Annotated in this window: 19 protein-coding genes; 7 read left to right on the top strand and 12 right to left on the bottom strand. The window is 69.2% G+C overall.

The genetic code is table 11. From position 1 onward, the window contains the following. Positions 1-36: 36 nt before the first annotated feature. Both EJP67_RS15480 and EJP67_RS15485 read right to left on the bottom strand, forming a co-directional pair. Entirely contained in the window at positions 37-756 is a 720-nt protein-coding gene (locus EJP67_RS15480) for a hypothetical protein (protein WP_126022606.1), read from the bottom strand. A gap of 97 nt (positions 757-853) precedes the next feature. Further along, positions 854-6,880 (bottom strand): alpha-2-macroglobulin family protein, encoded by a 6,027-nt coding sequence (locus tag EJP67_RS15485; RefSeq protein ID WP_126022607.1) that lies wholly within the window; start codon positions 6,878-6,880, stop codon positions 854-856. Between the two features lie 185 nt (positions 6,881-7,065). Here EJP67_RS15485 and opgC point away from each other — a divergent pair, with 185 nt between their 5' ends. Further along, positions 7,066-8,208, top strand: coding sequence for an OpgC domain-containing protein (opgC, locus tag EJP67_RS15490; RefSeq protein WP_126022608.1), 1,143 nt, complete (start codon positions 7,066-7,068; stop codon positions 8,206-8,208). A 15-nt stretch (positions 8,209-8,223) separates the two neighbouring features. Here opgC and EJP67_RS15495 read toward each other — a convergent pair whose 3' ends face one another. From EJP67_RS15495 to EJP67_RS15505, 3 genes are all read right to left on the bottom strand, one after another. Continuing rightward, a complete protein-coding gene (locus tag EJP67_RS15495) occupies positions 8,224-8,982 on the bottom strand; it encodes an SGNH/GDSL hydrolase family protein (RefSeq protein WP_126022927.1) in 759 nt (252 codons plus the stop codon). 102 nt (positions 8,983-9,084) lie between these two features. Next, positions 9,085-9,840: an anti-sigma factor gene (locus EJP67_RS15500; protein WP_126022609.1), complete on the bottom strand. Its 756-nt coding sequence runs from the start codon at positions 9,838-9,840 to the stop codon at positions 9,085-9,087. Between the two features lie 46 nt (positions 9,841-9,886). Then, complete coding sequence (locus EJP67_RS15505) at positions 9,887-10,480, bottom strand: RNA polymerase sigma factor (RefSeq protein ID WP_126022610.1); 594 nt, start codon at positions 10,478-10,480, stop codon at positions 9,887-9,889. Between the two features lie 141 nt (positions 10,481-10,621). Between EJP67_RS15505 and EJP67_RS15510 the strand changes: the two genes are divergently transcribed. Next, complete coding sequence (locus EJP67_RS15510) at positions 10,622-11,161, top strand: hypothetical protein (RefSeq protein WP_126022611.1); 540 nt, start codon at positions 10,622-10,624, stop codon at positions 11,159-11,161. Between the two features lie 31 nt (positions 11,162-11,192). Beyond that, positions 11,193-12,515, top strand: a complete 1,323-nt coding sequence (locus EJP67_RS15515; protein WP_126022612.1) for a hypothetical protein — start codon at positions 11,193-11,195, stop codon at positions 12,513-12,515. A gap of 12 nt (positions 12,516-12,527) precedes the next feature. On the opposite strand, the gene EJP67_RS15520 is transcribed toward EJP67_RS15515, so the two are convergent. Both EJP67_RS15520 and argH read right to left on the bottom strand, forming a co-directional pair. After that, on the bottom strand, positions 12,528-14,003 hold the full coding sequence (locus EJP67_RS15520) for a rhomboid family intramembrane serine protease (RefSeq protein ID WP_126022613.1): 1,476 nt from the start codon (positions 14,001-14,003) through the stop codon (positions 12,528-12,530). A 31-nt stretch (positions 14,004-14,034) separates the two neighbouring features. Continuing rightward, positions 14,035-15,432, bottom strand: coding sequence for an argininosuccinate lyase (argH, locus tag EJP67_RS15525; RefSeq protein ID WP_126022614.1), 1,398 nt, complete (start codon positions 15,430-15,432; stop codon positions 14,035-14,037). 56 nt (positions 15,433-15,488) lie between these two features. Here argH and EJP67_RS15530 point away from each other — a divergent pair, with 56 nt between their 5' ends. The 3 genes from EJP67_RS15530 to EJP67_RS15540 are packed head-to-tail and all read left to right on the top strand — an operon-like array spanning position 15,489 to position 18,567. After that, a complete protein-coding gene (locus tag EJP67_RS15530) occupies positions 15,489-16,571 on the top strand; it encodes a sensor histidine kinase (RefSeq protein ID WP_126022928.1) in 1,083 nt (360 codons plus the stop codon). Further along, on the top strand, positions 16,568-17,317 hold the full coding sequence (locus EJP67_RS15535; protein WP_126022615.1) for a LytR/AlgR family response regulator transcription factor: 750 nt from the start codon (positions 16,568-16,570) through the stop codon (positions 17,315-17,317). The genes EJP67_RS15530 and EJP67_RS15535 overlap by 4 nt, the downstream gene beginning before the upstream one ends. Further along, positions 17,314-18,567 carry an AI-2E family transporter gene (locus tag EJP67_RS15540; protein WP_126022616.1) on the top strand — a complete coding sequence of 418 codons (1,254 nt, stop codon included), beginning with the start codon at positions 17,314-17,316 and terminating at the stop codon, positions 18,565-18,567. Before EJP67_RS15535 ends, EJP67_RS15540 begins: the two co-directional genes overlap by 4 nt. A gap of 15 nt (positions 18,568-18,582) precedes the next feature. Here the strand turns inward: EJP67_RS15540 and EJP67_RS15545 are convergent, their stop codons facing one another. From EJP67_RS15545 to EJP67_RS15555, 3 genes are all read right to left on the bottom strand, one after another. Then, a complete protein-coding gene (locus EJP67_RS15545; RefSeq protein WP_126022617.1) occupies positions 18,583-19,068 on the bottom strand; it encodes a winged helix-turn-helix transcriptional regulator in 486 nt (161 codons plus the stop codon). Positions 19,069-19,146: 78 nt separating this feature from the next. Next, positions 19,147-20,400, bottom strand: a complete 1,254-nt coding sequence (locus EJP67_RS15550) for an MFS transporter (RefSeq protein ID WP_126022618.1) — start codon at positions 20,398-20,400, stop codon at positions 19,147-19,149. A gap of 12 nt (positions 20,401-20,412) precedes the next feature. Next, positions 20,413-20,946, bottom strand: a complete 534-nt coding sequence (locus EJP67_RS15555; protein ID WP_126022619.1) for a GNAT family N-acetyltransferase — start codon at positions 20,944-20,946, stop codon at positions 20,413-20,415. Positions 20,947-20,995: 49 nt separating this feature from the next. Here EJP67_RS15555 and EJP67_RS15560 point away from each other — a divergent pair, with 49 nt between their 5' ends. Further along, positions 20,996-21,919: a LysR family transcriptional regulator gene (locus tag EJP67_RS15560; RefSeq protein ID WP_126022620.1), complete on the top strand. Its 924-nt coding sequence runs from the start codon at positions 20,996-20,998 to the stop codon at positions 21,917-21,919. Positions 21,920-21,944: 25 nt separating this feature from the next. On the opposite strand, the gene EJP67_RS15565 is transcribed toward EJP67_RS15560, so the two are convergent. Together EJP67_RS15565 and EJP67_RS15570 are read right to left on the bottom strand one after the other, a co-directional pair. Continuing rightward, on the bottom strand, positions 21,945-23,198 hold the full coding sequence (locus tag EJP67_RS15565) for an MFS transporter (RefSeq protein ID WP_126022621.1): 1,254 nt from the start codon (positions 23,196-23,198) through the stop codon (positions 21,945-21,947). 179 nt (positions 23,199-23,377) lie between these two features. Continuing rightward, on the bottom strand, positions 23,378-23,920 hold the full coding sequence (locus EJP67_RS15570) for a hypothetical protein (RefSeq protein WP_126022622.1): 543 nt from the start codon (positions 23,918-23,920) through the stop codon (positions 23,378-23,380). Positions 23,921-23,923 lie beyond the last annotated feature (3 nt).

Consider the following 23,923-nt stretch of genomic DNA (forward strand, 5'->3'; position numbering starts at 1 on the left):
GTCGTGGAGCCTCCATGCCGCGCATTCTCTGGCGATTCAGCAGAAAACGATCGCCGTCCTGTGCTCGATGCTCAGCCGCGCCGATTCGTACAGCAGCAGCCAGGACACGTATTCGCGGTACAGGCCGTTGTCGTCGTCGATGAGTGCATCGATGCGTTCGGCTTCCTCGTCGGAGAGCTTGCCGTTCTCGAGGCGGATGCCCAGGGCGGGAGCGACGAACACGAGTTCCTCGAGCAGGCGCTGGGAGGAACCGAGCATGCCGCCGGGCAGGCCGCTCAGTTCTTCGAGGTCCGCGTCGCCTTCGGCCTCGTCCGCTTCTTCCTGTGCGTCGTCTTCTTCTTCATCCTCGTCGCTGCCGTCACTGTCGAACAGCACTTCCTGGAAGTCGATGGGAACGTAGAAGCCTTCGGCATCGGAGTGGCACAGCAGATGGCTTTCCGAGCCGTCCAGCAGCGCCTGGATCTTCGGATCGGCCGTGGGATCGACGTCGTCAGCCAGCGGCGTGGCGACCCAGTCGGGCGCCAGCACGCGGTGGGCGTACGCGCGGCGCAGGTAGTGGATGAAGGAATAGGGAAAACCGTCGATCGAGGCGCGCGAGTCGAGTTCGAGGGGACCGCGCGGTTCGGTGTGCGGGGGCAGCCCCGCGGCGGCCAGCACGCGGTTGACTTCGGCCAGTTCTTCCTCGAAGCCCTCGGCGCTTTCGGGATCGTCCTCGAGCAGTTCGGCGAGCATGCCGACGCAGACAGCCAGGCCCATGGTGTTTTCCTCCAGGTTGTTGGTTCGCCGCGATGGTGACGGCGGCCGGTGAAGGAGCGATGACCGGCCGCCGCTCCTCCACCGTACCTGGCGATGCTTACTTCGCCGCTTCCACCTTCACCCGCGCGTTCGGCGCCTCGCCGAACATCTCGGGCGCGTACATCGCCTCGACGCGGCTGGGCGGCAGGGCGAAATCGCCGACGTTGTTCAGGCGCACGGTGTACTCCATCTTCACCACGCCCTTGGGCAGGTACTCGTAGTAGCTGCGGAAGGCCTCGAAGCTGCGTTCCTCGAAGGCCGGCCAGCCGGCGCCCGACTTCTTCTCGCCCTGGGTGGCGATCTGCGAGTCGCGGCCCAGGCCGCCGCCGAGGATGGTGGCGCCGCCAGGGATCGGGTCGCTGATGACGACCCAGGTCATGTCGGCGCTGGCGTTCACCTCCAGCGTCACGCGCAGCACGTCGCCGCGCGTGTACTTGCCCGCGGTGGCCTGCTCGACCGGGGTGATGGTCTTCTTGATGGCGTAGCCGGCGGCAAATGGCGCCTTCAGCTGCACGGCGGCGATCGACTGCAGCGTGAGCCACGGCTTGCCGGTGCCCTGCTGGGTGACCAGCAGCGTGTCGCGCACGGGGGCTCCAGATGGCGACGATGCCCACGGCAGGAACATCGTGTTGTTCTTCAGGTTGCCCGGCGAGGCGGGTGCGCCGAAGAAGGTGCTCTGGTTGGGCGCGCCGGTCGCGTCGCTGGTCTTCACGCGCTCGACCTTGCTCCAGTCGACCTGCGCCTTCACCGCGCCGAGCGTGGCGGCGGTGACGCCGGCCACCGGCGTGCTCTCGAACACCTTGCTGAACTTCTCCAGCGCCAGACCGCCCCACAGGTTGGCGGTGGTGGTGTGCCAGGCGCCGTTCTGCTGGCGGCCGATGAAGCCGTTGGCGAGCTTGCCGATGTCGTCCTTCCAGGCCGGGTCGTCCATCACGCTGAGCAGCAGCCGGGCGGTGTTGACGTCGCCGTTGGTCATCAGCCACCACCAGTAGTCGTCCTGCTCGGTGCTGAAGATCAGCTTGGTGCCCTGGTACGACAGGCGCGCCTTCAGCACGTTGTTGGCCTCGTCCAGGCGCTGCTGGCGCTGGGGCACGTCGTTCACGCGCTTGAGGATGTTGAGCCAGTCGATCACCGCGCTGGTGGGCCACTGGTTCGGCGCGATGGTGATGCTGCCGAGCATGCTTCCCTTGGCCTTGCCGTAGCGCGAGAGCGCTTCGAGCGCGGCCAGCTTGCGCACGTCGAGGTCCTTGCGCGGGCTCCAGAAGTCGCGCGTGATGCGGCCTTCGACGAAGGCGATCAGGCCCGACTCCATCGGTGCGCGCACGTCGTCGGCGAGCGCGAAGGCCGGGTTGAGCTGGGCCGCTTCATTCGTCGCCGCGAGCAGGTACGAGGTGAGGATGTCGCTGCCGCGGTTGGCCTCGCCGTCGCGCGGCGGGAAGTAGCTGGCCAGGCCGTCGCTGTCGAGATAGGTCGGCAGCGTCGCCAGCACGCCCTGCCACATCTTCGCGTCGCGCAGGCCCACCGACTTGCTGGTCTTTTGCTCCAGGCAGATGAAGGGGTAGTTGGCGAACCAGTCGCGCACGCCCGGCAGGCCTTCGGCCAGCTTGGGCTGCAGCGAGAGCTTCAGGCCGCCGCGGCCGGGCAGGGCGTCGGCCGGCGGCGCCACGTCGAGCGTGAACGGGCCGTCGACCTGCACCAGCGTGCCTTGCTGCACCGTGAGCGGCACCGAGGGCACGATGCGCTGGCGCACCTTCAGCGCATCGCGTGCGCCGCCGAGGGTGTCTTTCGCTTCGATCTCCCACAGGATGGCTTCGGCACGCGTCTGCCCGAGCTGAGGAGGCGCGGTCACGGTCCATGCCACCTCGCGGGCCTCGCCGGCCGGGATGTCGACCGTCTGCGGCTCCAGCGTGAGCAGGGTGGCGCGCGGCGTGGCCTCGACCTTCATCGGCTTCTGCGTGGTGTTGCGCAGCGTGACCTGGGCGCGGAACTGGTCGTCCTCGCGCACCAGCGGCGGCAGGCCGCTGATGATCTGCAAATCTTGCGTGGCCTGGATGCTGGCCTGGCCGGTGCCGAACAGGTTGGTGCCCGAATCGGCCACGGCCACGATCTTGAAGGTGGTGAGTGCGTCGTTCAGCGGCACCGTCACCACGGCCTGGCCGTTGGCGTCGAGCACCACCTTCGGGTTCCACACCAGCAGGGTGTCGAGCAGTTCGCGCGTCTGTCCCTTGCCGCCGCCGCCGCCCGCGGGCACGGCCTTGCGGCCGTAGTGGCGCCGGCCGACGATTTCCATCTGCGCGGTGGAAGTGCTCACGCCCCAGCTGCGCCGCTGCAGCATCGCGTTGAGCAGGTTCCAGCTGTCGTTGGGCATCAGCTCCAGCAGGGCCTGGTCGACCGCCGCGAGCGCCACTTCGGCGCCGGCGGCCGGCTTGCCGTCGGGCAGCTTGGCGCTGATGGTGACCTGCGCCTTGCTGCGGATCGGGTAGCTGGGCTTGTCGCTGGTGACGCTCACGTCGAGCTGGTGCGCTCGCGTGCCGACGCGGATCTCGGCCATGCCGAGGCGGTAGGCGGGCTTGCTCAAGTCGACCATGGCGGTCGGCGCCACGTATTCCTTGCCTTCGTACCAGAAGGCCGTCCACCACTCGCGCGGCGACTTGAAGCCCCAGGTGAAGAAGCTGTACCAGGGCACCTCGCGCAGGCGGCCGCGCAGCGCGAGCACGCTCACGTAGGCGTTCGGGCCCCACTCGGGCTTCACTTCGAGGGTGACGGTCGGGTCCTTGCCGTCGAGCTTGACCACGTGTGTCTCGATGATGCCCTCGCGTTCCACCGCGACCAGCGCGGTCGCGAAGCGGAAGGGGCTGCGCACCTGGAACTTGGCGATCTCGCCGGGCTGGTAGCTCTTCTTCTCGGGCAGCACGTCGATGCGGTCGTTGTCCTCGCCGCCGAACCAGAGTTCGCCCTGCTTGGTCACGTAAACCGAGCTCACGGCCTTGGCGTCGCGGCCTTCGCTGTCGGTGGCGCTGGCGATGAGCTCGACCTCGCCGGCTTCCTTCAGCTCCGATTCGCACAGCAGCAGGCCGCGCGCGTCGCTCTTGCCGCTGCAGACGGTGCCGATGTCCTTGGTCTCGGTCTTGTTGTCGTAGGTGTAGAAGCCGCCCACCATGCGCTTGCGGCTGGTGGTGGTGATGCGCGCCACGGCGCGCACGTTGAGCGTGACGTTGGCCTGGGGCTTGCCCGAGAGGTCGAGCGCGAGCGCCTGGAACTTCAGCTTCTGGGCGGTGGAGACCCAGCCCTCGGTCTTGATGCCGGCGATGACGGAGGCCGGCCACAGCGTCTGCGTGCTGCGGATGGTCTGCACCTCGCCGTTCGGGTCGGCGTACGTGGCCTCCAGCAGCAGCTCGCGCGCGGCCTTCACCTTCGGCACCTTGTCGATCGTGACCTTGCCGGCGCCGTCCTTGTTCAGCGTGAGCGGCAGCTTGTCGGCGATCACGCGGGTGTCGTTCACGCTGTTGAGGTCTTCCTCGCCCGAGCCGGCCTCGGCCGCGGCGGTGACCGCCGTGGCCGCCTCGCTGCCGTCGCCCTGCGAGGCGCGCGGCGGGTTGAAGCTGAAGGCGTCGTAGTCGGAGAAGCTCAGGCTCTTGCCACGCACCATGGCCGACACGCGCACCGGCAGGTTGGCTGCGCCGCCGCCGGAGACGTAGTTGATCTGCACGTCGGCGGGCACGCTGGTGGCGGCCACCAGCGGCTTCTTGTCCGTGGGCGCGATGCGGCCCTCGAGCACGGGCAGGCGGAACTCCTCGACGCGGAAGCTGCCGGTGGAGAAGCTGCGGCCGTAGCCGTCGTCGTCCTCACCTTCGCCCTCGCCGTTGGCGTCCTTGCCCTTGCCGCTGCGCAGCATCACCTCGTACACGCCGAGCTTGGCGGCCGGCGGAATGGCGAAGCTGTTCTCCGCGCTCAGGCCGCCGGTGGCGGTCTTGCGCCAGCTCAGCGGCTGGGTGAAGCGCTGGCCGCTGCCCACGTGGGTGATGACCAGCGTGTCGGGGCGGTTCTCGGGCAGGCCGAAGCCTTTGCTGGTCTGCGTGCGGATCAGGCTCTTCATCGACACCGTCTCGCCGGCGCGCAGCAGCGTGCGGTCGAAGATGGTGTGGGCGACGCGGTCGGCCTCGGCCTGCAGGCTGGTGGGTACGTTGAAGCGCCAGGGCTCGATGCCGCGCTGCCAGTCGCTCCAGGTGAAGGCGAGGTCTTCCACGCCCTTCTCGTCCTTGGCGCGGGCGCTGACGAACCATGCGCCGCTGTCGTATTCGTTCGGGCCGTTGCACGAGGGCGCCTGCGGCGAGACGCCGCCGAGCATGACCACGCCGTTGGCGTCGGTGGTGCCGCTGGCCACGGCCTTGCCGTCGCAGCTCGAAACGCGCACCTCGGCGCCGGCCACGACCTTGCCCTTGTCCAGCGTGGTGACCCAGGCCATCGAGTTCTCGCGGCCCAGCTTGAAGTGCACCGCCAGGTTGGTGGCCAGCGCGGTGGTGCGCACGTACATCGTGCGCCCGGCGTTGTAGCGCTCGTCGAGCAGTGCCTCGCCCAGCTTCTGCGAGGCGATCTCGAGCACGTGGAAGCCCGGCGTCAGCGGGATGCCGATGACTTCGAAGGGGCGCGGATCGCCCGAGTCGGCCTTGGGCATGTCGAGCGCCTTCACGCCCGGCTGGCCGGCCAGCAGCGACAGCATGCGGGTCTGCAGCGTGGTGCGGTCGTCCTTGTCGATGACCGGGGGCAGCGGGCCCTTCACGTCCTTGCGGGCCTGTTCGCGCGAGACGGTGAAGTTGTCGTAGCGGCGCACCTTGCGGAACCACGCGATGATTTCCGCGTCGGTCTTCGGGTTCATGTCGCTCACCTTGCCGGGCGTGAGCGCGTTCACCATCAGCTTCGGCTCCACGCGGCGCACGGTGACCGGCATCATCGCCGGCGTGTCCGGCTCGGCCAGTCGCTCGACCACGCCGAAGGGCGAGGCGGCGAACTTGGCCAGCGGCGGCATCGCGCCGGTCGCCACCTTCATCGGAAAGTTGCCGGGCGTGGCCAGCGGGCGGCCCGAGGCGTCCTCGAACTTGGAAGGCAACTCGATGCTGTATTGCGCGCTCTCGGCCAGCGGCGGCTCGAAGCTCACGCTGTTGACCACGTCGTCGTCGCTCTGCGAACCGCCTTCGTTGTCCAGCTTGGCCTTGATGGTCTTGTCGCCCTTGAGCTGGATCTGCGAGGCCAGCTTGCGCGTGACGGGCGCGTTGAACTGCAGCTGCATCGGGCGCAGCGGCAGGCAGGCGGCCTGCGCGTTCTCGCGCTCGCAGGTGAACGAAGCCGCGAAGGGCTCGCGTACCTGGAATTCGAGGCGGCGTTCCACGTTGTTGGCCACACCCGAGGGCGTGGCCACGCCCTTGCCGTAGACGACCTGCACCTTGGCGCCGGGCGTGAGCGTGCGGTTGCACTGCATCGTGATGAAGCGCAGCGGGTCTTTCTCGGCCGACTTCTCGCGGCCGAAGGCCTTGAGCAGGCCGGCACGCTGCTCGCCGTCGAGCAGCTTGACGGGAATGCGCTCGCCCACGCCGTCGGCCGTGCACCAGACGTTCTGGCGCACGCTCTCCAGCGTGGCCGCGCCGTTGAGCTCCAGCATGAACATCTGCTGCTCGTCGATGCGGCTGTAGCTGCCCGGCATGTAGTTGCGCACGAAGGGGCCGCCGGTGTTGAACTGATAGCGCTCGGGGCCGGTGAGCTCGCCCGAGGCGGGCTTGAAGGTGGGAATGCGGGTGACCGTGCAGCGCACGCCGGGCGGCAAGTCGTTCTCGAAGTCGTAGACCCAGGCCTTGGCGTCGGTCCAGCGGCCGGTGCCCTTGGCGGCCTGCGCGTCGTTGCAGCTCACCGCGAGCGGGGCGGGGGCCTTGGGGTCGCCGAAGTTGACGGCCGGCTGGTCGAACTTGGCGACCACCTGCCGAACCCGCGCCACTTCGCCCTGGGGCGAGAGGCTGACGATCTGGAGGGCAAAGCCCGGGCTGGACGCGAGAACGCCGCCGGCCAGGAGCAATGTTGGAAGGAAACGGTTCACTTTTTTATATCTCCACCTGAGAGGCAGCGCGCAGCGTAGCCGATTTGCACGACGGTTCGGGAGTGCCAACAGTCATAGGCCGTCGGCCCGGTTGCGGGTGCGGCGGTCTTTACGCCGCTCTTCTTACAATCGGGGCCGTCGTGCGTGCGCCGCGCGGACCGCCACCAAGACCTCGCCGCCGACCGATGAAACGCTACTGGGAAATTGACGCCTTGCGCGGGCTGATGCTCGTGCTGATGACCGTCACCCATCTGCCCACCCGATTGACCGATCCGCTGGGCCAGCCCTTCGGTTTCGTATCGGCCGCCGAAGGCTTCGTGCTGCTGTCGGCCTTCGTCGCCGGCCTGGTGTACAGCCGCATCGGCCATGTGCGCGGCGTCGACTCGATGCGCCAGGCCTTCTGGCGGCGCGTGCTCAAGGTCTACCTGGCGCAGGCGGCGACCCTGCTGTTCTTGTTCACCGTGATCACGGCGGTGGGCCTGCACATCGACCAGCCGGCGGTGAAGAACCTGGTCTCGTACTACCTGGCGGAGCCGCGCGAGGGCTTCATCTACGGGCTGCTGCTCATCTACGAACCGGCACTGCTCGACATCCTGCCGATGTACATCTTTTTCATGCTCATGAGCCCCTGGGTGCTGGCCTTCGCCATGCGCCACGGCTGGACCTGGGTGATGGTGGCGAGCGCCACCGTGTGGGCGGCGGCGCAGTTCGGCATCAGCGAATGGGTCTACGGGCTGGCGGTGCGCTACCTGGGCGTGCCGGTGCCCTTCCACGAGATGGGCGCGTTCAATACCTATGCGTGGCAGTTCCTGTGGTTCGCGGGGCTGTGCATCGGCGCGACCCGCAATGACCCCGGTGCCCGGCCGCTGCGCTTTCCGGCGTGGCTGCTGGCGCTGGCCGCGGGCATCGCCCTCTACGGCTTCTACTGGCGCCACACAGGCATCAACGGACAGGCGCCGTTCGGCGGCGATGTGGAGCTGAACCTGCTGTTCGACAAGTGGCAGCTGGGCCCGCTGCGGCTGGTGAACCTGGTGGCGCTGGGCGTCCTGGCGGTGCGCTTCGGGCCCTGGCTGATGCGCCGCATTCCCCGGCTGCGCTGGCTGGAGGCGATGGGCTCGGCCTCGCTGCCGGTGTTCTGCGCGCACCTGATCGCGGTGCTGCTGGTGCTGGCCTTCTACGGCGACAGCCAGACGGCGCGGCCTTGGTGGGGCGACGGCCTGCTGCTGGCGGCGGTGTTCTCGGGGATGTACTTCGTGGCGCGCTTCACGCGCGGGGCGGACGTTCCGCCGCCGGCGGACGACGTGCCGTCGGAGCCCGCGCCGGCCTGAGCGGAAGCGCCCGGCTCAGGGCAGCCCGGCCGTCGGCGCCGGCGGAGGGCTCGGCAGGTGCGGCGCGATCACCGAATGCCAGAGCCGGTAGCCCTCGTCCGTGAGGTGCAGCCTGTCGCCACGGAAGAGCTCCATGCGCGGGCGCCCGTCCGCGCCCAGCATCGGCGTGTAGATGTCGATGAATTCGCTGTTCGGCAGCAGGTTCAGGTAGGCCGAAACGACGTGGTTGGTCTCGCGGATCTGCGGCAGCAGCTGCTCGCGCGAGGGGCTGGGCTTGACCGAGATGAAGCTGATGCGGGTGTCCGGCAGTTCGGCGCGCACCGCATTGGCGAAGCGCGCGAAGCTGTCGAGCACCTGCAGCGGGGTGCGGCCCTCGGCCAGGTCGTTGTCGCCCGCGTAGACCATCACCTGGCGCGGCTTGTAGCGCACCACCAGGTCGCGCGCGAAGAGGGCGCAGTCGGCCAGCGTGGAGCCGCCGAAGCCGCGGTTGACCACCCCGCCGGGCACGCGCGCGAAATCCTGCGACAGGCGCGTCCACATGCGCACCGTGGAGCTGCCCACGAACACCACGCCGCCGGGGGCCGGAAAGCGCTCCTGGTCGGCGCGCGCGAAAGCGGCCAGTTCGTTGTGCCAGCGGTCCTTGGCGGCCAGGTAGTCGCGCGCGGCTGCAGCCTCGGCGGCGGCCGTTTCGGACTCCTGGGGGAAGAAGCTGGACTGGGCTTGCGCTCCAAGCGCGGCGGTCAGCAGGGCGACCGCGGCCAGCGCGGTTTTCATCGAAGACATTGGAAGAACGAAAAAAGAGGCGGAGGGCGGGGCAGGCGGGTTTTCTACCACGACGCCCCAGGCCGGGCGGTCGTTGACAGTGGCAGCCGCCGGCTAGATGGTTTTCTCGATGAGCGCGCCCTTGAACAGGATCGGACCCTTCGGCCCGCTGCCCGGCGGCACGCCGCCCTTGGCCTCGAGCGAGATGGCCAGCGCGGGCACGGCCTGCACGTCGGATTCCGACGCCGTCAGGCGCAGGGCCGGCGCGTTGCCGAGCACGCCCAGCGAACGCGGCGCGCCGCCCGGGGGCAGGGCCCAGAGCTGCAGCGACTTGTCCGCGCCTTCCTGGTAGCCGCCGACGCGCTGGAGCACCAGCTGCTTCTTCTTCGGATCGAAGGTCACGAGCATCGAGGCGGCGGCCTTGTCGTCGCTGAGCACGGCCACGTACTGCACCACGGGCGCGTTCTGCAGCTGGTCGCGCAGGTTCAGCCCGACCGTCACGGCCACCACGGTGGCCAGCGCGCCGGCCACCGCGGCGCCGCGCCACAGCGCGAGGCTGCGCAGCCAGCCGCCCTGGCGGGGCTCGCCGGCGGCACTGGCCGCCGCGCGCTGGCGTTCCAGCGCGAGCGCGGACTGCTCGGCGTCGATCATGTTGCGGATGCGCGTCCACACCGCCGCGTCGGGCACGACGGGCGACTGCAGCTCGGTCATGCTCGCGAGCCGGCCCTGCCAGACCAGCGCCGCGGCGCGCACCGGCGCCTGCTCGCGCGCCATGGCCTCGAAGCGGCGGCGGGCGCCGCCGCGCAGGGTGCCCAGCGCGTGGCTCGCCGCCAGCAGCTCCAGCAATTCGGGGTGTGCGATGAGATTCATGAGGGGACAAACGCCTTTTGAAACGCCTTCTTCGTCGTCACCGCTGTCACGCGAAGCGTCCCATGCAGACGCGCAGCTTTTCGAGCCCGCGCCGTATCCAGCTCTTGACCGTGCCCAGCGGCAGCTCGAGCTGCCTGGCCAGTTCGCCGTGGCTCATGTCGCGCAGGTAGGCCAGGCTCACGACCTCGCGCTGGCGGCCCTCCAGCTGGCTCAGGCACTGGTGCAGTGCCCAGGCCTGTTCGCTGGCATCGGCGTTCTCGGCAGGGCCGGGGGTGTCGGCCTCGATCTGGTCGGCCATCTGCTCGTCGAATTCCTGCGTGAGCCGGGTCCGGTCGGCGGCGCGGCGGCGCAGCAGGTCGAGCGCCCGGCTGCGCACGATGAGCCCGAGCCAGGCCAGCGGCGGGCTGAGCGAGGCGCGGTAGTCGCCGGCCACGCGCCAGACGGTCAGGAAGCTTTCCTGGAGCACGTCTTCCGCCCACTCGCGCTGCCGCACCACGCGCATCGCCAGGCCCATCAGCCGGGGCGCGGTCCGGTCGTAGAGCTGCCGCAGGGCGGCTTCGTCGCGACGGCCGATCCGGTCGATCAGCGCCATCAGTTCGGCGTCGGGGCTGGGTGCGGGCATCCGGGGATTGTGGGGCATCGATGCGCATGCCCGGAGTACGGAGCAACCTGGCGGGCGGATTCACTGTGCCGGCCAAATGAAGTCTTTTGGAAACATTTGTGAACGTATACTGCCCCGCAAAAACCGAGGGACCGCGCGCGCACGCGCGGACGGAGAAGAATGAAGCAAATTGCGATCGTGATCGCGCTCTGCGTGGGCGCGTGGTACTTCTTTATCGGCGGGCGCAAGCTCGACGAGCCGATGGTGCGCGACTACTACCAGAAGGAGGCCCACGCCATCTACTCGCGCGATGCAGAGGCGCTGTGCAAGCAGCTCAGCCGCAAGGCCCGCATCGAGAGCAGGACCACGATGATGGGCAAGACGGTCGAGCACTCCCACAACCGCGACGAGGCCTGCCAGGCGACGCGAGAAGCCTTCGAGACCTTCAGCAAGGTCGGCGAACGCATGGGCGGCATCCTCACCATCGAGTACGAGTACAACATCGACGGCATCGAGGTGGCCCCCGACCGCAAGAGCGCCACCGTCAAGGGCACCAGCGTGCTGAAGATGGGCGAGTCGCTGCTGCAGTACAAGACCAGTTTCACCCAGCGCCTGGAGCGCGAACTCGGCCAGATGCGCCTCGTTCATGCCGACGAGGCCACGGTGATGCGCATGGGCGGCGCCGGCGCCATGAGCCAGAGCGATTTCTTCCGCAAGTAAGAAGAAAAGAAAAGGAAACGAGGGAGTTGCCATGATCGTCGTCAAGGATGCGCTGCCGCCGCCACCGCCTTTCTGGCGCCGGCTCAACAGCTTCTTCGCTTTTCCGTTCCAGATGCGGCCGCTGGCCTACGGCCTGCTGCTGTCGTTCTGCAGCCTGCTGTTCGACGCGATCTTCTTCCTGCCCGATGCGCTGGCGCTCTTCGTGATCGAGGTCGGCATCATGCTGGCGTCCAGCCGCTACGGCTTCAAGGTCATCGCGCTGGGCGCGCGCGGCATCCGCGACTCGGCCGACTTCGGCCGCGAGTCGAGCGACGAGTGGACCTACCTGCCCTGGAAGCTCTTCGCCATTTCCCTGGTGCAGGCCTTCCTGATCGGCTGGCTCGCCTGGTATGCGCCCATCCTCGGCACCGTGGGCCTTTTCGTCATGTCATTCACCTTCCCGGCTGCGGTGATCGTGCTGGTGCAGTCGGGCAGCTTCTTCCAGGCGATCAACCCCGGCCACGTGATGGACGCGATGCGCACCATCGGCTGGCCGTATGCGCTGCTTTGCTTCTTCCTGTTCCTGCTGAGCACCGGCGCGCAGGTGGCGTTGGCGATGGTGCTTCCGATGTTCGACGGACGCATCGTGCTGCCGATCGTCAACTTCGCCTTCATCTACTTCGGCTGGGTCATGGCGAGCCTGCTGGGCTACGTGATGTTCCAGCACCACGACGCCTTCGGCTTCGACGCCGTGCCGGGCAGCGAGCTGCCCGACGGCGCGCCGGCCGACCGCCGCACGCCCGCGCAGATCGAGGCGCAGCGCATCGACGCCGAGGTGGCGCAGTTCATCACCGAGGGCGACCTCGCCGCGGCACTGGGCACGGCCTACGAGGCGCAGCGCACCGCCGACTCCAACGACCTCGCGGCGCAGCGCCGCTACCACCGCGTGCTGGCGCTGATGCCCGAGAAAAAAGACACCATGCTCGACCAGGCGAAGCGCTTCATCCCGCTGCTGATGCGGCGCGACCTGGCCTCCGAGGCGCTGAAGGTGTTCAAGGCCTGCAAGGAGCGCGACAAGGCCTTCGCGCTCGACGATCCGGCCATGGTCATCGCCATGGCGCGCGCCGAATGGCGCAACGGCGACGCCCACTCCACGCTGGCGCTGCTGTCGGGGTTCGACAAGCGCTTCCGCGGGCACGAGGCCATTCCGCAGGCCTATGAGCTCGCGGCGCGCGCGCTGGTGCAGGGGCTTGGCCGCGCCGACATGGCGCAGCCCATCCTGACGACGATGGAAGCGCGCTACCCCGACAGCGAGCAGACGCAGGAAGTGCGCTGGCTGCTGCGGCCGGCGGCGCCGCCGGCGCAGACGGCATAGCGGCAGGCGCCCTCAGGCGTTCTGCAGCGCCCGCGTCACCATGTCGTTGGGCGCGAGCCGCAGCAGATGCGGCAGCAGGCCCATCGCCTTGTCGCGCAGGCCCGCGTGCAGCAGGCCGTTGGCGCAGGTCGAGAGCGTGTCGGCCAGCTCGGGATGGTCGGGCGCCGTTTTCAGCAGGATGCGGCAGAGCCGGTCGGCGTCGTCGAACTGGCGGATGCGGGCGAAGCGGCGCGCGAGCCGGGCCATGTCCTCGGGCTTGAGCCGCACGCCGGGGCGGGCCTGGTCGAGGTAGGTCTGGAAGCTCGCGTGCTGCAGCGCCAGCGTGTCCTCGTCGGTGGCGGGCAGGCGGAAGATGCGGCGCGCGGCCTGGTGGAAGTCGTCGCTCGCGGGCTGCAGCCGCGCCGTGTTGAACCAGGCGCGCAGCGTCTCGGCGTCGCCGGGGCGCAGGGCGGCGGCGGCGCGCCATTCGGCGCAGGCGCGGTCGAACTTCATCGCGGCGCCGTACTTGCGGGCCGCGGCCACGTGCTCGTCGAAGCGGTCGTCATCGTTCACCATCTCCGACTTGACGGTCTCGGGCGTCTTCACCCGGCCCAGCAGCATCGCGCCGTACATCAACGCGGCACCGGTCAGCAGGCCGCCGAGGTGGGCCATGTAGGCGATGCCCTGGCCGCCCAGCCAGTGCTGCATCAGCTCGTTGGCGATCCAGGCCGGCAGCAGCAACAGGGCCGGCGCGGTGACGTAGTTGAAATAGAAGAACAGCTGGTAGAAGAAGCGGATGCGCCGCAGGCGGTACATCACCGCGTACATGCCCATCAGCGCCGAGACGGCACCCGAGGCGCCCAGCCCGTAGGTGCCGCCGGCATAGGCCCAGCCGGCCAGCACCGAGGCGCCGACCGCGCCCAGCAGGTAGAGCGCGAGGTAGGTGCCGCGCCCCAGCGCCAGCTCGACCGAGAAGCCGAAGAGGAACAGGAACAGCATGTTGCCCAGCAGGTGGCCGGTGCTGCCGTGCAGGAAGGCGTTGGTGATCCAGGTCCAGGGCCTGAATTCGGCATCCGTCGCGTAGCTCTGCGCCCATCGCTCGGTGAAGGGCGCGGGCAGCATCGACTCGTACTGCTGGCGGGCGCGCTTCCACTCGTCGTACTGCGGGTTGTCGGGCTTGATGATCTCGTCGGCGCGCAGCTTCTGCAGGAACTTGCGGTCGTTCTGCAGGCCTTCGAGCAGCTGCGGATAGGCCTCTTCGTGCCGCAGCATGCGGCGGGCCAGCTTGCCGCGCCCGGGATCGGTCTTCTCTAGCCACTCGACGAAGGGCGGCAGCTCCAGCGCGGGCAGCGCGCTCTTCACGTAATAGGCGGCGGCGCGCTCCTGCCCCTTCTCTTCACTGCGCTGCGGTCCCCAGAACACGATCATGTTCACGAGGATCAGCAGCACCGTCATCCACGGCGGATTGCGCCAGCTCGGTTTGTTCTCGAGCGGGATGGCGTAGAACACGGCGCGGCCGCTGCTGCAGTTGCGGCCGCGCTCAGCCGAGGCGGGCGCGGTGGCGGGCGACTTGCGCCTTCACCTGCGCCGGCGCAGTGCCGCCCAGGATGTTGCGCGCGTTCAGCGAGCCGCGCAGGCTCAGCACGTCGTACACGTCCTTCTCGATGCCCGGGTTGAACTGCTGCAGCACGGCCAGCGGCAGCTCGGCCAGGTCGACCTGGTGCGAGGTGGCGGCCTTCACGGCGTGGGCCACGGTCTCGTGCGCGTCGCGGAAGGGCAGGCCCTTCTTCACGAGGTAGTCGGCCAGGTCGGTGGCGGTGGCGTAGCCGCGCAGGGTGGCGGCTTCCATGGCCTCGGGCTTCACGGTGATGCCGCCGATCATCTCGGCGAAGATGCGCAGGGTGTCCTTGAGCGTGTCGACCGTGTCGAACAGCGGCTCCTTGTCTTCCTGGTTGTCCTTGTTGTAGGCCAGCGGCTGGCCCTTCATGAGCGTGATGAGCGCCATCAGGTGGCCGACCACGCGACCGGTCTTGCCGCGCGCCAGCTCGGGCACGTCGGGGTTCTTCTTCTGCGGCATGATCGACGAGCCGGTGGTGAAGCGGTCGGCGATCTGGATGAAGCCGAAGTTCTGGCTCATCCACAGGATCAGTTCCTCGCTCATGCGGCTCACGTGCACCATGCACAGGCTGGCGGCGGAGGTAAATTCGATGGCGAAGTCGCGGTCGCTCACCGCGTCCAGGCTGTTCTGGCAGACGCCGTCCATGCCCAGGGTCCTGGCGACCAGCTCGCGGTCCAGCGGGTAGCTGGTGCCGGCCAGCGCGGCGGCGCCCAGCGGCAGGCGGTTGACGCGCCTGCGGACCTCGCTCATGCGCTCCGCGTCGCGGCTGAACATTTCCACGTAGGCAAGCATGTGGTGGCCGAAGCTCACCGGCTGCGCCACCTGCAGGTGGGTGAAGCCCGGCAGGATGACGTCGACGTTCTTCTCGGCGATGTCCACCAGCGCCTTCTGCAGCTCGACCAGCAGGTCGCCGATCAGGTCGATCTCGCCGCGCAGCCACAGGCGCACGTCGGTGGCGACCTGGTCGTTGCGGCTGCGGCCGGTATGCAGGCGCTTGCCGGCGTCGCCGACCAGCTGGGTCAGGCGCGCCTCGATGTTCAGGTGCACGTCTTCCAGGTCGAGCTTCCACTCGAAGGCGCCGGATTCGATCTCGGAACGGATCTGCGCCATCCCGCGTTCGATGGCGGCGTGGTCCTGCACGCTGATGATGCCCTGTGCTGCCAGCATGCCGGCATGCGCCAGCGAGCCCTGGATGTCGGCCTGCCACAGGCGCTTGTCGAAGAAGACGCTGGAGGTGTAGCGCTTCACGAGGTCGCTCATCGGTTCGGAGAAAAGTGCCGACCAGGCTTCGGATTTCTTGTCGAGTTGGTTTTGGGTCATGGGAGCCGTCCTGGAGGCAATAATGGGTTGGTTACCCGATGGATCAGATGTCTGCGATGCGCAACCCGGCGATTTTATCGGCCAGCTCTTCACCCACGCCCCCGCCGTCGTCGGAAAGGGCGCGCGCGGCCGCGTCGTCCGCGCGCGGCGGCCCGTCGATCTTCGACGCCTGCCAGATCGGCGTGGTGCTGCGCACGGTGGTGTTCGTCGAGGCGGTGGTGGCCATCGCAGCCCTTTTCGTGGTGTCCACGCCCGGCGAATGGCTGGTGCAGACCGCCACCATCACCGGCGGGGCGCTGCCCGCCACGCTGCTGTGGCTGGTGAGCGCCTGCGGCCTCAAGAAGCCGCTGCGGCGGCTGCCGAAGCACTGGCAGTACACGGCCGGCGCGCTGCTCGGCGCGCTGTCGGCAACCTACGGCTGCGGCCTGCTGCGCCTGACGGGCGTGCTGGCCAGCGCGCCATGGCTCGCCAGCGCGCTCACGGGTGCCCTGTTCGCGGGGCTGGTGATGGCGGCGATGGTGCTGCGCGCCCGGGGCCAGACGCCGGCAGCCACCACGGCGCGGCTGGAGGAGCTGCAGTCGCGCATCCGCCCGCACTTTCTTTTCAACACCCTCAACAGCGCCATCGCACTGGTGCGCGAGGAGCCGGCCAAGGCCGAGACCATGCTCGAGGACCTGGCCGAGCTGTTCCGCCAGGCGTTGGCCGACCCCGGCGAATCGGGCACGCTGGCCGACGAGATCGCGCTGGCCGAGCGCTACCTCGCCATCGAGCAGGTGCGCTTCGGCGACCGCCTGCGCATCCGCTGGGACCTGGACGCCGCCGCCAGCAACGCGCGCCTGCCGCCGCTGCTGCTGCAGCCGCTGGTCGAGAACGCCATCAAGCACGGCGTGGAGCCCAGCCCGGAGGGCGCCAGGCTGCGCATCCGCACCGAGCGGCGCGGCAGCATGGTGGTGATCGAAGTGGTCAACAGCCTTCCGCCGCTGCGCTGGGCCGACGAGCCGCTGCCGCGCGGCCACGGCATCGCGCTGGCCAATGTGCGCGACCGGCTGCGGCTGCTGCACGACATGCAGATGCAGTTCAGCGCCGGGATGGACCAGAAAAGCTACAGAGTACGCATAGCCATTCCCGCCGAATCATGACCCTCAAGACACTCATCGTCGACGACGAAGCCCTGGCGCGCTCGCGCATGCGCACGCTGCTGCGCGACTGCACCTCGCCAGGCGCCGAAGTGGTGGCCGAAGCCTCGCAGGGCGCCGAGGCGCTGCAGCAGCTGGGCACGCTGGCGCTCGACCTGGTGCTGCTCGACGTGCACATGCCCGGCGTCGACGGCATCGAGGTGGCGCGCGCGCTGCGCAGCCGCTCCAACGCGCCTGCCGTGGTGTTCGTGACCGCCCACGCCGCCCATGCGGTGACGGCCTTCGACCTCGAGGCCGTCGACTACCTCACCAAGCCCGTGCGCGCCGAGCGGCTGCAGCAGGCGCTGCAGAAGGTCGAGCGCTTCCTGAAGGAGCGCCGCGCGCTGCAGCAGGCTCAGGCCGCGCCCGAGACGGTGCTGATCCAGGACCGGGGCCGTGCGGAGCGGGTGCCGCTGTCGGAGGTGCTCTACCTCAAGTCCGAATACAAGTACCTCACGGTGCGCACCGCCACGCGCAGCCACATCCTCGACGGCTCGCTCAACGAGTTCGAGGAGCGCTATCCGCAGCGCTTCCTGCGCGTGCACCGCAACGCGCTGGTCGCGCGCTCGGCGATACGCGCGCTGGAGAAATACGACGACGGCGAGGACGCCGAGGGCTGGGCCCTGCGGCTGGATTCCATTCCCGAGCCCGTGGCCGTGTCGCGCCGGCAGCTTGCGGCGGTGCGCGAGGTGCTGAAGGAAACGCGATGAGCGACGACAAGCCCATGGCGGCGGAAGCTGCGCCGCCGACCGAGCCGGTTGCCGAACCTCCGCAGCCGGTGGCGGCCGAGCCGGCCCCCGGGCCGGAACCTGAACCGCCTGCACCCGCCCCCGAGCCGCCCGCCCCGGCGCGCGAGCGCCTGCTGCTGCACATGCCCGTCGACGTGCGCAGCGCCTCGCTGGTGGTGCTCGCGGTACTGGCCAGCGTGTTCGCGCTGCAGTGGGGGCAGGCCGTCTTCATTCCGCTGATGCTGAGCCTGCTGCTGACCTATGCGCTGTCGCCGCTGGTCGAGCTGCTGCATCGCTGGAAGCTGCCGCGCTGGATCGGTGCGGGGCTGATCCTCATGGGCCTCTTCGGCGGCCTGGGCTATACCGGCTATTCGCTCTCGGGCAGCGCCACGCAGCTGCTCGACTCGCTGCCCGTGGCCGCGCAGAAGCTGGGCCAGGCCATGCGCCGCGACCGGGGCGCCAGCGCCACGCCGCTGGACAACGTGCAGCAGGCGGCGGCGCAGCTCGAGAAGGCGGCCGAGGAGAACTCGGCCCGCGTCGCTTCGCGCAAGGGCGTGGCGCGCGTCATCATCGAACGGCCCAGCTTCAACGTGCGCGACTACCTGCTCAGCGGCACCGTCGGACTGCTCAGCGCAATGGGGCAGTTCACGCTGGTGGCCTTCCTGACCTACTTCGCGCTGTGCTCGGGCGACACCTTCAGGCGCAAGCTCATCAAGATCACCGGCTCGAGCCTGCAGAAGAAGAAGGTGACGGTGCACGTGCTGGACGACATCACGCGCAACATCGAGCGCTACCTGCTCGTGCAGATCCTGGTGAGCGCCATCGTCGGCGTGGCCACGGGCCTCGCGTTCTGGGCCGTCGGCATGGAGAACGCGGCCGTGTGGGGAATCATCGCGGCCGTCACCAACCTCATTCCCTACATCGGTTCGGTGATCGTGCTGGCGGCCGCGGGGCTGGTGGCCTTCCTGCAGTTCAACAGCCTGCAGATGGGCATCGTGGTGGCCGGCATGTCGCTGGGCATCCACACCGTCATCGGCAACCTGCTGATGCCCTGGCTCACCAGCCGCACCAGCCGCATGAACCCGGTTGCGGTGTTCGTGGGCGTGATCTTCTGGGGCTGGCTCTGGGGCATCTGGGGCCTGCTGCTGGGCATTCCGATCACGATGGTGATCAAGTCGATCTGCGACCGGGTGGAGGACCTGCAGCCGATCGGGGAGCTGCTGGGCGAGTAGCCCGCGCGCGCCGCGCTATGAGGTCGCGCTTCGCGACTTCGCAGCCCGGGCGGTCGCGGGAAGCTTCTTCACGAAGGTCGCGTCCGGATCGAGCGGCTTTCCATCGCGCGTTCGCAGCTCGATCTTCGGCACCGGCTTGCCGCTGTCGCGCTCGACGAGCACCGAGTGCGGCTCGCCCTTCGCGTACAGGTGCGCCTCGCCCCAGTGCCGCAGGCCGACCACCACGGGGAACAGGCCCTTGCCCTTGGGCGTGAGCACGTATTCCTGGTAGGCAGTTCCGTCGGAGGCGGGTACGAGCTCGAGCACGCCTTCCTGCACCAGGTTCTTCAACCGGTCCGACAGGATGTTCCTGGCGACGCCCAGGCTCTGCTGGAATTCGCCGAAGCGCTTCATGCCGTCGAAGGCATCGCGGATCACGAGCAGCGACCATTGGTCGCCGACGATGTCGAGCGCGCGTGCCATCGGGCATGCGTCGGCCTTGAGGCTCTTTCTTTGGGCCATGGGTTTCTTTCCGAAGCGAGGCAGGTTCGGGCAACACTGCCGTTCGGTTTTATTTTAAAACCCAAGCGAAAAGGCCCCTTATCGGGCGGCGACATGCGCCCGATGCAGCCGCGAGAAGCGCGCGATCATCAGCGGCCCCAGCAGCGCGCCCAGCCCGGCTGAACTCCATGCCGCCACCCACGCATGCGTGCTGCCGATGCCGAAGCTGCCTTGCCCCCAGTCCAGCGCGAGGCCGAACACCCAGGGGCTGAGCGCGCCCGCGCCGAAGCCCATCACCGAGCGCACCGAGAAGGCCACGCCCAGCCGGTGCGGCGCCACCACGTCGGCCAGCGCGGTCGAGTAGACCGACGAGTCCGCGATGGCCAGCAGGTTGTAGACGGCCGCTGCCGCCGCCAGCAGCCACAGCGGCCAGCTCCACATCCAGCCGAAGGCGAAGGACATGCAAAGGCTCGCGACGGTGGCGATCATCATCACCCGCGCGCGGCCCAGCCTGTCGGAAGCCGCGCCGCCCGCGATGCTGCCGAACACGCTCACCAGATGGGCCAGTGCCGCCAGCGCGATGCCGGCGCCTTGCCACGACGAGGCCACGCCCGAAGAGGCGACCAGGTACGCCGGCAGCCATGCCCAGAGCGCCATCAGTTCCCAGCAGTGGAAGGCGTAGGCCCAGTTGCCGGCCATCGCGGGCTTGTCGCGCACCGTGGCTGCCAGGGCGTGCAGGGTGCCTTCGCGGATCGCACCGGGCGCGGGGGGCGAGGGCAGCCGCATGCGGCGCAGCGCCTGCGCCGTGAGCACCGCGCCAGCCAACGTGCAGACCGCAGCGGCCAGCGGCCCCAGCCGCCACTGATGCAGATGGCTGAACGCCGCCGCCACCGCGAGCGAGAGTGCGTAGCCCATCGACGACGATCCGATGAAGAGCCCCATCGCGCGCCCGCGCACGGCGGGCTCGGTGTTGTGCGCCAGCAGCTGCAGGCCCGGCGTGTACGAGGCGCCCGCGCACAGTCCGGCCAGGCCGTAGAGCAGCATGGCCGAGAGATGGTCGCGTGCGAAGAGCGCAAAGGCGAGCGCAGCCGCCGCACTCACCGCGCTGCCCGTGAAGAAGATGCGCTGCGGCCCGTAGCGGTCGGCCAGCAGGCCCACGGCGAACAGCGAGCTCATGTAGCCCACGTGCCAGGCGCTCTGGATCGAGCCGGCCTGCGCGGCCGTCATGTGCCAGTCGGCCATCGCGAAGGGCAGCACGCCGGAGTAGGCGGTGACGATCATCGACTGCAGCAGCCGGCTCGCGCACAGCAGCGCCAGCCAGCCGCGCGCGGGGCCGGCGGTGTTGCCCGACATGACGACGCAGCCTCAGCGCAGGGCGCGCTGCATCAGCACGGTGTCGACCCAGCGCCCGAACTTGAAGCCGATGTCGCGCAGCACGCCGACCTGCGCGAAGCCCAGGCTTTCATGCAGCCGCAGCGAGCCCGCGTTGGCGCTGTTGCCCACGCAGGCGACCATCTGCGTGAAGCCGGCTTCGGTGCAGCGCCGGACCACCTCGCGCAGCAGCGCCTTGCCGATGCCGTGGCCGTGCATGCCCTGCGCGACGTAGACCGAGTCTTCCACCGAGTGCCGGTAGGCCGAGCGGGCACGGTAGGCGGTGGCGTAGGCATAGCCGGCGACCTCGCCGTCGAGCATCGCCACCAGGTAGGGCATGCCGCGCGCGAGCACGTCGGCGCGGCGCTGCTGCATCTGGTCGACGGACGGCACTTCCTCCTCGAAGGAGCACAGGTCGTGCAGCACGTAGTGGCTGTAGATGGACTGCACGGCGGCCATGTGATGCGGCATGGCGTCGAGGATTTCGACCGTGGCGGAAGCGAGCGGAACAGGGGATGGCGATGACATGGCCCCGATCTTGACGATGCCTCATCGATAAGTGAAGCTTCGCCAGCCTATGCAAGGCATGAGAAAAACTTTGGATAAATCGCTCAACCTCGACCAGCTTCGTTCCTTCGCGCTCGTCATCGAAGCCGGCAGCTTCTCGGCCGCCGCCGACAGGCTGGGCCTCTCCCAGCCGGCTGTGAGTCTTCAGATCCGCCAGCTCGAACGCCGGCTGGCGGTGCGCCTGGTGGAGCGCGTCGGCAAGCGCGCGCACGCCACGCCGGCGGGCATGGAGTTGCTGCGCCACGCGCAGAACATCGAGACCGCAGTGGAGAACGCCATCGACGCGCTCGCCGATCACGCCAGCGGCATCGCGGGCCGCGTACGGCTGGGCACGGGCGCGACGGCCTGCCTGCATTTCCTGCCTTCTGTGCTGCGCGGACTGCGCGAACGCTTCCCCGAACTCGGCGTGGTGGTCAGCACCGGCAACACAGAAGACCAGGCGCGCAAGGTGGAAGAAAACAGCCTCGATCTCGCGCTGGTCACGCTGCCCGTGGCCGGGCGCTCGCTGGCGGTGATGCCGGTGCTCGACGACGAGTTCGTCGCCATCGGCCGGCAGGACCTCGCACCGCTGAAGTCGAAGGTCGCGCCGGGCGATCTGGCCGGCCTGCCGCTGGTGCTGTTCGAGCCCGCGGCCAACACGCGCAAGCTGGTCGACCGCTGGTTCGCCGCCGAGGGCCTGCAGCCGCAGCCGGTGATGGAGCTGGGCAGCGTGGAGGCGATGAAGGAGATGGTGGCCGCGGGGCTGGGCTACGCCATCGTGCCCGGCATGGCGATGACGGGGCGCGGCGCGCACCCGGAGCTGAAGGCCAGCCGGCTGAACCCTCGCATGCACCGTGCGCTGGCCATCGTGGTTCGGCGCGACAAGCCCGTCGGCAAAGCCTTGCGCGTGGTGCTGGATGCGATCGTGGCGGCCGGGAAGCCCGGCCGCCGCTGAACGATTGCGGAGTTGCCGCTTGTGCTTACTCGGGCACGGCGGCCAGCGAGGCACCGCCGCGCGCGCGGCCCAGCGTGCCGACGATCAGCGCCGCGATCAGCACCAGCACGCCGCTGAGCACCATCGCGCTGGAGATGCCGAAGCTGTCGACCGTCACGCCGCCGATCAGCGCGCCGGAGGCGATCGCCACCTGGAAGCCGCTCACAAGCAGCGCCTGGCCGGCCTCGGGTGCGTCGGGCACGGCTTCCATCATCCAGCCGGTGAGCGCGACCGGGATCAGGCCGAAGGCCACGCCCCAGATCACGACCACCACCGCGCCGGGCACGAAGCCGGAGCCGATCACCGTCGTCAGCAGCAGGGCGGTGGCCAGCATCAGCGCCGCCAGCAGGGTGGTGCCGCGCACGCTGCGCGCCACCAGGCTGCCGCCGAGGAAGGTGCCGATGAAGCCCACCGCGCCGTACACCAGCAGCAGCGTCGACACCGAGTTGGGCGCGAGGCCGAACACCTGCTGCAGCAGCGGCTTCAGGTAGGTGTAGGCCGCGAAGTGGCCGGCGATGAAGAACAGCACCGCGAGCAGGCCGACCTGCGCCATGCGGCGCGTGAGCGGCGTGAGCAGGTCGCGCGCGCCGATGGCGCGCACCGGCGGGATCGAAGGCAGCAACCACAGCTGCACCACCAGCACGGCGGCCGCGAGCGCGCCCGTCACGGCGAACGATGCACGCCAGCCGAACAGCGTGCCGAGGAAGGAGCCGGCCGGCACGCCGAGCACGGTGGCGGCCGACACGCCGGCCAGCACGATCGACATGGCGCGAGCCTGCGAGGCATGCGGCACCAGCTGCGTGGCGGCGGCGGGAGCGAAAGTCCAGAAGCCGCCCACGCACAGGCCGAGCAGCAGGCGTGCCACCAGCATGGTGGCGAAGTTGGGCGCGAAGGCCGCGAGCAGGTTCGATGCGATCAGCAAGGTGGTGAGCGCGATCAGCACCGTGCGGCGGTCGAGCTTGCCCGAAGCGACGATAAGCGCCGGCCCCGCGAAGGCGGCGAGCACGCCGGGCATGGTGACCATGAGTCCGGCCGTGCCGTCGGACACGTTGAGGCCGCGCGCGATGTCGGTGAGAAGGCCGATGGGCATGAACTCCGTCGAGACCATCGCGAAGGTGCCGACGGCGATGGAGCCGACGGCGAGCCATGCGGAGCGCGAGGCCGGAACGTGTGCTGCCGCGGCCTGCACCGGTGCTCCGAGTTCGTCGATGCACGGGTTGCTGCTGGGTGAATTCATCATGATGGGAAGCTGTCCTTTGGAGCGTCGGCGGCGGCGCGCACCGATGCCGTTGAAGAGGCATGGAGTGTGCGAGCCGTCGCGCTTGCGACAAAGGTGCCGCGCGGCAGCAGACAGTTTCCCGGGGATGAACAATGGGCCCTTTTAATGGCTATCGCCATCCATGGGGCCTCTGCAGCGGCCTAGCTGAGCGCGGGTCGCAATTGCAGTATTCGGCCATCGGCGACGAAGGAATCGCCGATCAGTACGCGAAAGGTTGTACCGGGCTGGAAGCGGGGCAGCGCGACGACGGGCGAGAGGAACTCGACTTCGAGCGCGGCGGGCTTGCCGCGCTCCAGCGCATCGCCCGCCGGCACCATCCAGCGCGCCGAGAAGCCTTCCTTGCCGAGCACCAGCGCGCAGCGGTATTCGCCCGGCGCGATGGGCGTGTCCTGCGAGGGCAGGGCGGGCTTGCGGAAAGTGATCTCCGCGAGCGCACCGGGTGTGAACGCACCCAGCGCATCGAAGCCCGGCGGTGCTGCGGCAGGCGCACGGCGCGGCCACTTGCCGATCAGCCATGCGATCACGTTGCCGATGATCGGCACCCACAGCACCATCAGCAGCGTCGCGATATCGCGCGTGGTCGAGCCCGGCGCCGCGTAGTGCCGCACCACCGCGCCGCCCACCGCCACGCACAGCAGGATGGCGACGATGAGCCTGCGGCGAAAGCCGATCTTCGTGCTCATGCG

The sequence above is a fragment of the Variovorax guangxiensis genome (assembly GCF_003952165.1).
Lineage (GTDB): Bacteria > Pseudomonadota > Gammaproteobacteria > Burkholderiales > Burkholderiaceae_C > Variovorax > Variovorax guangxiensis.